The sequence below is a fragment of the Orbaceae bacterium lpD04 genome, from assembly GCA_036251935.1.
GTDB lineage: Bacteria > Pseudomonadota > Gammaproteobacteria > Enterobacterales > Orbaceae > Orbus > Orbus wheelerorum.
On sequence record CP133967.1, the window covers coordinates 2,422,538 to 2,435,511 of the forward strand.

At 37.2% G+C, this 12,974-nt stretch carries 9 protein-coding genes and 2 pseudogenes; 3 read left to right on the forward strand and 8 right to left on the reverse strand.

The genetic code is table 11. The annotated features are described in order from the left end of the window. Positions 1 to 3 precede the first annotated feature (3 nt). Both RHO14_10725 and lolA read right to left on the reverse strand, forming a co-directional pair. Positions 4 to 1,341 carry a replication-associated recombination protein A gene (locus tag RHO14_10725; GenBank protein ID WVD70828.1) on the reverse strand — a complete coding sequence of 446 codons (1,338 nt, stop codon included), beginning with the start codon at positions 1,339 to 1,341 and terminating at the stop codon, positions 4 to 6. Positions 1,342 to 1,354: 13 nt separating this feature from the next. Beyond that, the gene (gene lolA, locus RHO14_10730; GenBank protein WVD70829.1) at positions 1,355 to 1,948 is read right to left on the reverse strand and encodes an outer membrane lipoprotein chaperone LolA; all 594 of its coding nucleotides are present in this window, start codon (positions 1,946 to 1,948) and stop codon (positions 1,355 to 1,357) included. A gap of 397 nt (positions 1,949 to 2,345) precedes the next feature. Here lolA and RHO14_10735 point away from each other — a divergent pair, with 397 nt between their 5' ends. Beyond that, positions 2,346 to 2,876: a DUF1440 domain-containing protein gene (locus RHO14_10735; protein ID WVD70830.1), complete on the forward strand. Its 531-nt coding sequence runs from the start codon at positions 2,346 to 2,348 to the stop codon at positions 2,874 to 2,876. A gap of 94 nt (positions 2,877 to 2,970) precedes the next feature. Here the strand turns inward: RHO14_10735 and RHO14_10740 are convergent. The 6 genes and pseudogenes from RHO14_10740 to RHO14_10765 form a co-directional block, all read right to left on the reverse strand. Beyond that, positions 2,971 to 4,518 (reverse strand): annotated as a pseudogene (locus RHO14_10740) (DNA translocase FtsK). 642 nt (positions 4,519 to 5,160) lie between these two features. Further along, a pseudogene (locus tag RHO14_10745) lies at positions 5,161 to 5,724 on the reverse strand (DNA translocase FtsK 4TM domain-containing protein). Positions 5,725 to 6,054: 330 nt separating this feature from the next. Continuing rightward, positions 6,055 to 6,498, reverse strand: coding sequence for an acetyltransferase (locus RHO14_10750; protein ID WVD70831.1), 444 nt, complete (start codon positions 6,496 to 6,498; stop codon positions 6,055 to 6,057). Next, the gene (gene mltG / locus RHO14_10755; GenBank protein WVD70832.1) at positions 6,488 to 7,528 is read right to left on the reverse strand and encodes an endolytic transglycosylase MltG; all 1,041 of its coding nucleotides are present in this window, start codon (positions 7,526 to 7,528) and stop codon (positions 6,488 to 6,490) included. Before mltG ends, RHO14_10750 begins: the two co-directional genes overlap by 11 nt. Positions 7,529 to 7,533: 5 nt before the next feature. Next, positions 7,534 to 8,646 carry an alanine racemase gene (alr, locus tag RHO14_10760; GenBank protein WVD70833.1) on the reverse strand — a complete coding sequence of 371 codons (1,113 nt, stop codon included), beginning with the start codon at positions 8,644 to 8,646 and terminating at the stop codon, positions 7,534 to 7,536. Between the two features lie 94 nt (positions 8,647 to 8,740). After that, positions 8,741 to 9,376 carry an inner membrane CreD family protein gene (locus tag RHO14_10765; GenBank protein ID WVD70834.1) on the reverse strand — a complete coding sequence of 212 codons (636 nt, stop codon included), beginning with the start codon at positions 9,374 to 9,376 and terminating at the stop codon, positions 8,741 to 8,743. Positions 9,377 to 9,665: 289 nt separating this feature from the next. Here RHO14_10765 and RHO14_10770 point away from each other — a divergent pair, with 289 nt between their 5' ends. Both RHO14_10770 and hcp read left to right on the forward strand, forming a co-directional pair. Then, entirely contained in the window at positions 9,666 to 10,844 is a 1,179-nt protein-coding gene (locus tag RHO14_10770) for a PLP-dependent aminotransferase family protein (GenBank protein WVD70835.1), read from the forward strand. A gap of 451 nt (positions 10,845 to 11,295) precedes the next feature. Beyond that, positions 11,296 to 12,966: a hydroxylamine reductase gene (hcp, locus tag RHO14_10775; GenBank protein WVD70836.1), complete on the forward strand. Its 1,671-nt coding sequence runs from the start codon at positions 11,296 to 11,298 to the stop codon at positions 12,964 to 12,966. The last annotated feature ends 8 nt before the right edge of the window (positions 12,967 to 12,974 follow it).

The following is a 12,974-nucleotide window of genomic DNA, read 5'->3' on the forward strand; positions in this document are numbered from 1 at the left end:
AAATCAAGATTTTCTGTAGCGTTTTATCGCACTTTTGCTATCTAAATCAGCTAGCCATGCGAGTTTTTCTTTATATTGACGCTCTGCGCCGCGATCAGTTGGTTGATAATATTGACTGTCGGCCATTTCAGCGGGGAAGTAATTTTCACCAGCCGCATAGGCGTTAGCTTCATTATGCGCGTAACGGTACTCTTCACCATATCCTAGTTTTTGCATAAGTTTAGTTGGTGCATTGCGTAAATGTTCAGGCACATCGTAATCAGGTAAACTTTGCGCATCTTTCAGCGCTTGATTAAACGCTAAATAGACGGCATTACTTTTTGGTGCACAAGCCAAATAAACGATTGCTTGAGCAATCGCTCGCTCACCCTCAGCGGGGCCAACTCGCGTAAAACAGTCCCACGCAGATAAGGCAACTTGCATTGCTCTAGGATCTGCATTTCCAACATCTTCCGAGGCAATTGCCAATAAACGACGCGCAACATAAAGCGGATCACCGCCTGCACTAATAATCCTTGCATACCAATAAAGCGCGGCATCAGGTGCTGAGCCTCGAATGGATTTATGTACTGCTGAAATTAGATCATAATAACGATCACCCTGATTATCAAAGCGTGCACTGCGCTCACCAACAACCTCTTTTAATAATTCGGGCGTTAATGTTGGGCTATCACCCGCCATATCAACTAATAGTTCTAGCGTATTTAATGCGCGCCTTGCATCACCACCAACAAATTGGGCAATTTGCGCTTTCGTTTCATCAAGCAATGTTACTGAATTATTGCCATAACCGCGCTCTTTATCTGCCATCGCCTGTTGTAGGATCTGCTCGATATCTTGTTCGGTTAAAGACTTGAGTAAATAGACTCTCGCTCTAGATAATAGTGCCGAGTTTAATTCAAATGAGGGATTTTCAGTTGTTGCGCCAATAAATGTCACCGTCCCATCTTCAACAAAGGGTAAGAAAGCGTCTTGTTGACTTTTGTTAAAGCGATGCACCTCATCAACAAATAAAATGGTTCTAAAGCCCATTTGTTGATTGTTTTTAGCGCGATCAACCGCTTCACGGATATCTTTAATGCCTGATGTAACAGCTGAAAGCCGCTCAACTTTCGCATTACCATGATGGGCGATGATTTCGGCTAATGTGGTTTTACCTGTGCCAGGCGGCCCCCATAAAATCATTGAATGCAGGTGACCTGCTTCTATCGCTTTTGGCAAAGGCTTATCTGTGCCTAATAATTGCGCTTGCCCAATATATTCAGATAATGTGCGCGGGCGCATTCTAGCTGCGAGGGGTTTAAATTGTTCATTAGAGAAATCAAATGAGAATGTTGACATATCGTCCTTCCAACTAACGTTGATCATCCACCGTGACATTTTTGGGGATAGTGAATTTGAAATGTTTCATATCAACTTTACCAAGCGATTGATGAGAAAGTTGATAAAAACTGCGCTGTCCATCACTTTCAATAATGGTAAAATCAGCAATCATTCCTGTTGGTAGTACACTAATGGTAAAATGCTGCGCTGAGTTATCTGTCGGAATTAACGTAAAGGTATTTTGTTTTCTTGATACTTGATAATCATTCCATACCGCATTATCACTATTGGTGATTAGTAGTAATAATCGATTATCGACAGCTTGGTTTAGCGCCATGACAGTGACTTGTTCAACCATTGGGGTATAAATCCATAGTGCGTTACCATCTGATAATATTAGCGTTTCATCAGGCTCACTAAGTGTCCAGTTGAAATAATTAGGCCGGCTTACCCAAAGCTTGCCCTTGCCTTCTTGTATTAATTGATCATCAGCAGTTTTAACCTCTTGTGAAAACTCGGCATAAAAACCTTTTACTTTATCTAAACGCTGTTTAAGTACATCTTTAGCATCAGCCCAAACCGAACAAGAGACTAATAAACATAATACTAAGAGAATTTTTTTCACTCGTTACCCGCTAAAATTACACATTGATGCTGTCTATAATAAATCAAAATAAATAAATTATCAGCTTATTATGTGCTTAATAACTGTGTAAAAAAACAGTAAACAATTGTAATCACCATTAAGATTTTACTCAACATGATGAATCATATCGAAAATGGGGTATTAATTGATAATCGCGACGTAATTTTCCCCGTCATTATTTTGGTTAAAATAGCATTATTATGCAAATTTATCATTTACCGTCAATAACTTACACGGTACAGCTATATTGAATAGCGCTATTATTTATGAGATACTGGGCAGTTACTTTTTAATTTGAAGTATCGAAAATATAATTAAGTCTAACTTTCGCGACTATCATATTTAATTATGAATTACAGTCAGGAGAATATTTAAAATGAGTACAGGTTTATTTCAAAAAACAAAACCTAGCACGAGATGCTATTCGTTAGCAGTTTGGCTAGGTGTTATTTCAGGGTTCATTTCAGCATTAGTTAAATCTGGTACAGAAGGAATACTACCCCCTCGATTACTAACTGAAGGAGCACCTCCTGTCACTTTATTAAAAAATTTAGGTGTTGATGTTACCCATTGGGCGTATACCTATTCAGAGCAGGTTGTTTATTTCGGTGGTAACTTAGTTCACATCGTATTCTCAATTGTTTCGGCAATTATTTACTGTGTTGTTGCTGAAGTTTTCCCTAAAGTTAAGTTATGGCAAGGGATCATTTTTGGTCTAATTGTTGCTATCGCATTCCACGGTATTTTAATGCCTATTCTTGGGCTATCAACGCCGGCTTGGGATTTACGTCTAGACGAGATCATTTCTGAAGTATTAGGAACGGCTTTATGGGTTTGGGTAATTGAAATTGTTCGTCGTGATTTAAGAAACCGTTTCACTAAAAAACCTGATCCAGAGTTTCAATAAATCGTGTTATAAAACTAATTTTTAAATTTGATTAGTTTATAATTCAAATAGGGTTGATATTTTAATGTATTAACCCTATTTTTTTATCTAAAAATTATGAAAAATCATGTCCAGATGGCGGCGCGAGTACCTCGCGATTACCATTGTGGCTTGGCGTACTAACAATTCCTTGTGATTCCATTTGCTCGACAATTCTTGCCGCTCGGTTATAACCAATACGAAATTGGCGCTGCACGCTTGATATTGAGGCACGGCGCTTATCAATAACAAAAGCCACCACTTGATCAAATAATGGGTCGAGTTCTTCATCAGCATTATCAAAGCCATCACCATCGCCATCATCTGAACTTGTGGTAATATTTTCAATATATTTGGTTGGAATGCCACGCGCTTTCCAATCTTGCACCACACTATGCACTTCTTCATCACGAACAAATGCACCATGAACGCGGATAGGAATTGAGCTGTTTGGCGCGAGATAAAGCATATCCCCCATACCGAGTAGTGATTCTGCGCCCATTTGATCTAAAATAGTTCGAGAATCAATTTTGCTTGAAACCGTAAATGCTATGCGCGTTGGAATATTTGCTTTAATTAAGCCGGTGATAACATCAACCGATGGCCTTTGGGTTGCAAGTACTAAATGGATCCCTGCGGCGCGTGCTTTTTGTGCTAAACGCGCAATGAGCTCTTCGACTTTTTTACCAACCGCCATAATTAAATCAGCGAACTCATCAACCATAACCACAATATAAGGGAGTTTTTCAAGCATTGGCATATCAATATCCATGCTATCACCTGGCCGCCATAATGGATCAGGAATTGGGCGCCCCATATCTTCAGCCATTTTAATTTTTTCGTTATAACCCGCGATATTTCTAACCCCTAAACTTGACATTAAACGGTAACGTTTTTCCATTTCATTAACGCACCAGTTAAGCGCATTAGCGGCGTCTTTCATATCAGTAACAACGTCTGTTAGTAAATGAGGAATACCTTCGTAAACAGATAATTCCAACATTTTGGGATCGATCATAATAAAACGAACATCTTCAGGCTGTGATTTATATAATATGCTTAAAATCATTGCATTTACCCCAACGGATTTACCCGAACCCGTTGTACCAGCGACAAGTAAATGAGGCATTTTAGCCAGATCGGCAACCACCGATTGCCCGGCAATATCTTTACCTAAAACAATGGTTAAAGGCGACTGAGCATCTTTAAATTGTGGGCTATCAAGCACTTCTCTAAAATAAACGGTTTGCCGATGTTGATTGGGTAATTCAAGTCCAACATACGGTTTACCCGGAATAACTTCAACAACGCGCACGGATGACATTGATAATGAGCGCGCTAAATCGCGATCAAGTGTTGAGATGCGCGAAGCTTTAATGCCCGGTGCGAGTTCAATTTCAAAGCGCGTAATAACCGGGCCCGGTAAATACCCAACTACGCGTGCATTGACTCTAAAATCAGATAAGCTCTTTTCAATTAACTCAGCCGTTGCTTTTAACGCATTATGATCCACTTCAACTTGTTTAATTGGTGGGGCCGTTAATAAATCAAGCGAAGGTAATGGCGTTGTCGGTTTTTTAACTGGCCTTGTATCCTTTTGTAATAAGGGGTGAATCAAGCTATCGTGAATATTATCTTTGGTAATTGCGGTATTTACCGTCGGCTCATTCGCTATGCTAATTACCGGCATAACCTGCGCAGGCTCTTCAACTAGTGGCGTATAAGAGCCTACTGGCGCAATTGAATCATTTTCATCAAGTTGAACTAATTTAATTACGTCATCTTCTGGAGTAATTTGTTCTATAGGTTCATCATCTACCTTGGGTAAGGCAATGGGTGAATAATAATCAGGGTTGATGGTGAATTCATGTGATAATTCGCCTTCCATATCACCAGCTATTTTAGGCGGTGGATTGTTTTCATCAATCGTTATCGCTGACGGCTCATGATAGTCAACTTTTTGCTCGTCATCGCGCACTATTTGAGGTTGATTTAGTGTTTGGTAAGGCTCTAATTGGTTATCATCAACAGCGCCTATTACTAAAGCATCTTCGGCAACAAGGTGCGTATCATTATCTAGTTGGACGTTATCAATTATCGGGGCGGGCTTTTCATCTTCAGTATTAATATCTAATTTAGAATCCAACTCAGGCTCTTGGCCTAAATCAGCTTTTGGCGATTTTTTAGTCAGAAGCGTGAATATTTTTCGCGTAATATTAACAACGAATCCAGCAATGATAAACACTAATCTTCCGGTCATTTCGGCGATAAAAAACCATGACAATCCTGTTAATAAGGTGATACACGCAATACAAAATGCAAATAAAATAATCGAAGCACCAATATGGTTGAGAAACGGTAAGACTTCGTCTGCAACGATGTTCCCTAAAATTCCGCCAGCTTGAAATTGCTCAACATCTTGAATATTTAATGCAAAAAATCCTGTCGCACTAAAAATAAAGGCTAAAAAGCCAATAACTCGCAACGATAAGCTAAAATAGTTAACTGCTTTATCTGTATGGTGATAAAAATAAAGCATACCTTGCACACAAAAAATGATAATTAAAATAGGCAGACTATAGGCAACAAAGCCGATAAATTGTAGAAAAATGTCTGATAAGTATGCACCGACAATTCCACCCCAGTTACGAATAGGCTCATGCCAAGCGGTTTGTGACCAACCAGGATCGGCCGGATCAAATGAAACGAGTGAAAATAGAAAATAAATTGCGCCGGCCAAAACTAAAAATAAAAATACTTCGCATAAAATTTGCGAGTTAGTAAATTTTATTTTTGGTTGTTCGCCTAATACTTTGTCTGACTTTTTCAAAAATACACCTAATTATGTTGTTATCATCTATGCCTAGCTAGGCAAAATTATGCTGATTTTACCATATTTAAAAGCAAGTTAAAAATGAACATGTTAGTTAATCAATTGTTTTATAGTTGGTTTACATTAAATATCGTCGAGTTAATGTCATTATTCACCAGATGGTAAGCTTGAGCGATAAGATAGCTTAGAAGATGCAGCTAGCGTTGCCTAATAAGGCTAAGCTTGCAAGTTAGCGCCAGCAATTATTTATCATGATAATTTTCGTTATTTTTTTGTTGTAAGGTATCATTATAGCGTAAAAAATGGCGCGTCAAATTAATGATATTATTATGTTGCTTGATAAGCTAAATGCAGTAATGGGAAAGGATTACCTTGCCCATCGACGTCGCTACGACCTGTAATTTTGAATCCTTGCTTTTGGTAAAACGCCAGTGCATTTGGATTTTGTTCATTAACATCAAGGTATATTTGCTGATATTTCTGTTTAACAAAATTAATTAATTGCTGACCATAACCATTACCTTGCTGCTTATCATCAATAAATAGCATTTCAACATGGTTATCATCAAGTCCAATAAAACCAACAATTTGGTTATTGTTAGTTAAAAGCCAAAGTTCGACTTGATCTAACCATTCATCACTTAGTGATTGGTGAAGTTTTTCAATGTCTTGCTTAGTTAAAAAGTGGTGCGTTGCTTGAACACTACGTTGCCATAAGGCAAGTAGCATTGGTTTATCACTAGGCACTGCTTTTCTCAGTTTATTTTGCATCATTAGTGCTATTTTTTTCACGCATCAGTTGCCAATATTCATTTACCGCTTTTTTATGATTATTATAATTTGTTGTAAATATGTGTCCGCCATACCCATCGGCAACAAAGTAAAGGTAATTTGTCTGCTCTGGGTGAGCTGCGGCTTCAAGTGAAGCAAGGCTTGGCATCGCAATTGGCGTAGGTGGCAAGCCTGATATAACATAAGTGTTGAAGCGGTTATTTTTATCTCTTAAATGCTTGGTTAGTAAACGCCCCGTATAATCATCGCCCATGCCATAAATGACGGTGGGATCGGTTTGTAATAACATTTTAAAATTTAGGCGATTGATAAAAACCGAAGCCACTTTGGCCCTTTCGGTGTCAACGCCGGTCTCTTTTTCAATGATGGATGCCATTATCAGGAGTTCGTAAGGCGTTTTGTAAGGTAATCCTTGTTCCCGATTATCCCAAACGGTTTGTAAGGCGTTTTGCATTTTTTGATGGGCACGTTTTAATATTGCTAGATCGCTGTCACCGGTTGTATAGGAATAGGTATCAGGATATAGCCATCCCTCAATTGATCCCTCAATACCTAGTTTTTCAGCAATTTGCGCTAAAGTTAGTCCCGTTAGTTTATATTCTAGCGAGTCTTTTGTTTCAAGCGTTGCGAGCCAATCTTTAGCGCGTTTTCCCTCAACAAATTTCACTTGAAATTGTACTTCTTTACCACTCACTAATAGTTGTAAAAACTGCTTAACGGTCATTGACGGTGATAATTGATATGTGCCTGATTTTATGCCTTTCAATGAGGGATCTAATTTCATTAGATAAGGTATAAGGTAAGCATCATCAACCAGCGATTCTTGCTCTATTTGCTTAATAAATCCCGCAATTGATGTTCCTCGTTTTAGAACAAATATCGTATTGCTATCATTAACATGGAGCGACTTTTGCGAGAAACCTTGCAAATAATAGTAAGCGCCAACGCTTATCGCAGCTAAAACCGCAATACAGGTAATAATAAAATATATGATCACTTTCTTTTTCATAAGCATTAATCTACATAGCGTAATTTCGCACGTTCCGTTAAGCGCGTAAGGAGTTCATAAGCACTCATACTAGAGTGAGCGGCAATTTTTTCAACGGGTAATTCATCATTACCCCAAAATATTACTTCTGTACCTGCGTGTTCTTTACTATCAGGCCCTAGATCAATAAGGATCATATCCATCGCAACGCGCCCAACAATCGGCACTAAGCGATCATTTAACCAAACTTGGGTTGCAGGTATAATATCTCTTGGATATCCATCACCATATCCCATCGCAACGACGCCTAACTTAGTATCTCGGCTACTTTGCCAAATAAGTCCGTAGCCAACAGACTCACCTTTTTTATGCTCTCTAACCGTAATGATTTCAGATTTTAATTTCATAACTGGCTTTAAACCTAATTGGCTACCTGTTGCTTTATTTAGTTCATCATAACCAAATGGTGAAACACCATATAACGCAATACCGGGCCTTATTACATCACGGTGCGATGAAGGCCATGCTAGAATGCCGCCCGATGCCGCTAGTGATTGTTTACCAAGCAATGAGCAATCGTCAATTGAATCAATAAACTGATCAAATATTGCGATCTGCTTTAATGTTTCATTTGATGTCAAAATATCAGCGCAGCTAAAATGACTGATAATATTGATCGGCTTTTTAACTGATTGGCAATTGGCTAATTGCATAAAATATTCTGCCGCTTTATCCTTGCTAAAACCAAGGCGATGCATGCCTGAATCGAGCTTAAACCACACATTAAATACTGAAGGTTGAATAACATTAGCTAGTTTGGTAATTTGCTCAGGGCAGTGCACGACAGTTTGTAAATCATAGTCGAGTAGAAGTTCGATCTCATCATCTAAAAATAGCCCTTCTAAAACAACAATCGGGGATTGAATATCATTTTGTCTAAGTGCAATCCCCTCTTCTAATCTAGCAACGCCAAAGTAATCAACGTCGTTATCTAATAAAGTCGCAACATCCTCCTTGCCATGGGAATAAGCATTAGCTTTTACGATAGCCATAATTTTACAACTAGGGCTAAGGCGCCTGAAAAAGGCGATATTATGCAATAATGCGCTGATACTGACTTCAATTGTTGCAATTGACATTAATTTTCCTGCTTATTTTTATAAATTTAATAGTTCAAATCGTTAATTAAGTTTTTTATCACGCCCGTTAATGCTTTCTGCTGCTTGAGGCTAATCAATTTTTTCGCGTCATACCAATAATAGCAATAAATATCACCACTAAACCAATCACACCGTACATTAAAATGTTATCAACATAACCAATTAGATAAAATGACAGCGCATAAATCGCTAGCAATCCAATACTATATAAAATGCTTGTGATAATTGATTTCATACTGCCGGATAGATATATCAGCAGTAATAAGCTTAATACAATTGCGGGGAAAAGGTAGGCAAATTCAAAACGGACATAGTTTGCAAGTACAATTTCGACTAAATAAAATAAAATTAATCCAATTGTTACAACAATATAATTTGTTAAGCTTAATTGAGTCGATTTGATAGTATCAAGGAGCAGTAAAAGCAATAATCCTAATGCTAAGGTGATGGGCGCACTTTTAATGCTGTTGCTACAAAGTAAATAATTTTTGTTAATATTAAGTGGCTCTTGACCTAGTGATTGGCTTTGTAATGATTTAGCTAAACCAGAAATATAATCGAGCGATTTTGACGTTAAATTTGTGAGCGTATTTTGCCCTTCTAATATCGATTGTACATATTGCTGCATTAAATAAAACGGAATTAATGACAATAGAATTAAAAATACGATAAAAATAACTTTGCCAACAACATTTACTCTTCTTTGCATTGTGTTCTCAATTTAGCTTATAGTTTTATTTGTTATAAATAAATTTGTGACTTTTCTTTTTAGTCAAAAAAATTCGGATTATCACTCAGTGTTTCTTATTATCGCAATAAACATAACATAATGAAATAATTAAAATAAAATTTATATTAATTAATAAATTAGAATTAACACTTAATAACAACTTTGGTTTATCTATTCTAATTTTTGTTTTTAATAATGACAAATAAATTTGCAAGTATTATATTTATCACCTTAATAAAAAGTATAAGGTATTTATAAGGTATTTATGATGTCTTCATCTATATGGCAATTTTCCAAACGAGCGGCTGCACTACAAAGTTCAGCAATTAGAGAAATTCTTAAAATAACAGAGCTTCCACATGTCATTTCATTTGCTGGTGGACTGCCATCACCAAATACCTTCCCTGTTGAAAAAATTAAGCAGGCGGTTGATACGATTATGGACAGTGATGAAGCGTTTAGTGCTTTACAATATGGGCCAACTGAAGGTTACAAACCACTAAGAGAATGGGTTATTAATTTAATTAATCAACGTGAAAAGACTAAACTCACAGTTGATAACGTGCTGATTGTTACTGGCTCCCAACAAGCTTTAGATCTCATTGGTAAAGCATTGATAGATGAAGGTACTAAAATTCTCGTTGAAACCCCTACTTATTTAGGCGGATTACAGACATTTACTCAATATGAACCTGAATATGTTTCAATTGCGAGTGATGATCAAGGACTTAACCCTGATTTACTAAGCGATGAAGATGCTATATCTGCTAATTTTTTATATACTATCCCTAACTTCCAAAACCCAACAGGAAGGCGTTTATCAGCAGAGCGACGCAAGAAGTTAGCCGATAAAGCGATCGCAAATAACTTACTAATGATTGAAGATGATCCGTATGGTGAACTCGATTACCAAGGCCATCGCTTACCAAGCTTAATTAGTTATGCACCAACAAATACCGTCTATTTAGGTTCATTTTCAAAAATTTTAGCACCCGGTATGCGCTTAGGCTATGTGGTTGGACCTGCGGATTTTATTCGTAAATTAGTCCAGTTAAAACAAGCCGCTGACTTGCATACACCAAGTTATACCCAGCATATTGCTTATCAAGTGGTTAAAGATGGCTATTTAGGTGATCATATTCCTAAAATTCGTGAACTGTATAAAAAACGCTGTGAATTTATGCTTGAGCAATTAGCGAAATATATGCCAAAAACCGTGCGTTGGACCAAACCTGAAGGGGGAATGTTTATTTGGGTTGAGCTACCAGAGCACATTGACAGTACCGCATTACTTGCAATAGCCGTTCAAAACAATGTTGCTTTTGTGCCTGGTGAAACGTTCTTTGCAACGAATCCAAGAAAGAACTGTTTACGCTTAGCCTTTGTTACGGTACCAGAAGATCGAATCGAGCAAGGGATTAAAACCTTAGCCCAATTAATTAAGTAATAAAAATTGATTAAGTATAAAAATGCGAGCCTTGTGCTCGCTTTATGAGATTAAATTTATCGTTGCGTTAAGAGAGATAAATGCCTGTTATCTTTTGCAATTATTATAATGCCCATAATCATTTTGATAAGGTTCATCTTTCCACCCACCCGTTAATAACTTACTAAGAAATTGATTTAATTTAAAAATTCGACTTTTTTAATAACCTTTTAAAAAATAAAATCCCACTTCGACCACCAAGGCATATTACCGTTTTGTAACATAATGCGATTGATATTAAAGGTTAACTATAAATATTTTTAGCCTGATTTAACAAGCGTTTTTTATCAAATTTACCAAGACTCTGGCTTATTATCTAAAATCATTTTGCTTTTTTAGATTTAAAGATGTATTTTATATACATGTTTAAATCTAAAAAATCCCCGCAATAACAATAAACAAAGGAACAATTATGTTTTGTATTCAATGTGAGCAAACAATAATAACACCAACCACAAAAGGTTGTAGCTATTCACAAGGTATGTGTGGAAAAACGTCCGAGGTATCAGACTTACAAGATATTTTAGTCGCAGCGCTACAACGAGTGTCTTTCTGGGCATCAACTTGTCATCAATATGATATCGCTGATCACACGATCGATCGCTGGTCATTTCAAACATTTTTTGCAACGCTAACTAATGTTAACTTTGATCCAGAGCGAATGCTCGCCTATATCAACCAAGCTGACATGCATAGTCAAAAATTAGCAGAATTGGCAAAAGCTGCCGCAATGCAAGCTAATCAATCTTTACCACCGCTTTCTTACGCTGCACAAATTAATTATCCAAAAACGAAAGAAGAGCTACTAAAACTCGCCCCGCACGTTATGCTAAATAGAGGTAAAGGTGAGGTAGATGATGATGTTATTGGTTTACGTTTGCTAGCCCTTTATGGCTTAAAAGGCTTAGCGGCATATATGGAACATGCCGCTGTATTAGATCAATTTAACGATGAGATCTGCATTGAGTATCACCGAATAATGAATATGTTAGGTGATAATCCAACCGACCTTAATGAATTACTTAATTTATCAATGGCAATTGGTGCATTAAATTATAACGTTATGGAAATGCTTGATGCGGGTGAAACAACAACCTTTGGTCACCCTGTACCTACGCAAGTCAATACTAAACCGATTTCAGGTAAATGTATTTTAGTCTCTGGCCATGATTTTCACGACCTGCGCTTAATTTTAGAGCAAACCCAAGGCAAAGGGATTAATGTCTATACGCACGGTGAAATGTTACCTGCGCACGCTTATCCTGAACTGAAAAAGTATCCTCATTTAGTTGGTAACTTTGGTAGTGCTTGGCAAAATCAACAAAATGAATTTGCCAACTTTCCTGGTGCAATAGTGATGACATCAAATTGTATTATTAACCCTTTTATTGGAAAATATGCCGAGCGTATTTTTACCCGTAGTATTGTCGGTTGGCCTGGAGTTACTCATTTAGATGGCGATGATCTTAGCGCGGTCATTGAATGTGCCTTAAATCAATCGGGTTTTAAACATACCGAATTAGAGCATTATATTACCATTGGTTTTGCACGTAATACGTTAATGAACGTTGCACCAACTGTTATTGAGCAAATCAAAGCAGGAAATATAAAACATTTCTTTTTAATTGGCGGCTGCGATGGGGGTAAAGATGAACGTCATTACTACACCGATATGGCAAATCAAGTTCCACAAGATAGCGTTATTTTAACATTAGGCTGTGGTAAGTACCGATTTAATAAACAAAATTTTGGTGATATCAATGGGATCCCTCGTTTAATTGATATTGGCCAATGTAACGATGCTTATTCAGCGATCCAACTTGCGCTAGCACTTGCAAATACCTTTGAATGTGGCGTAAATGAATTACCTTTAACGTTAGTGTTATCTTGGTTTGAACAAAAAGCGATTGTTATACTGCTGACCTTGTTATCTTTAGGAGTGAAAGGTATTTATACCGGCCCGTCAATGCCCGCTTTCTTAACCGATAATCTAGTTAGTATTTTACAAGAAAAATTTGATATTAAAGCAACGACTGATGCTAAAGATGACTTAGCTAAAATTTTAACAACCAGCGCAGCATAATAATATTT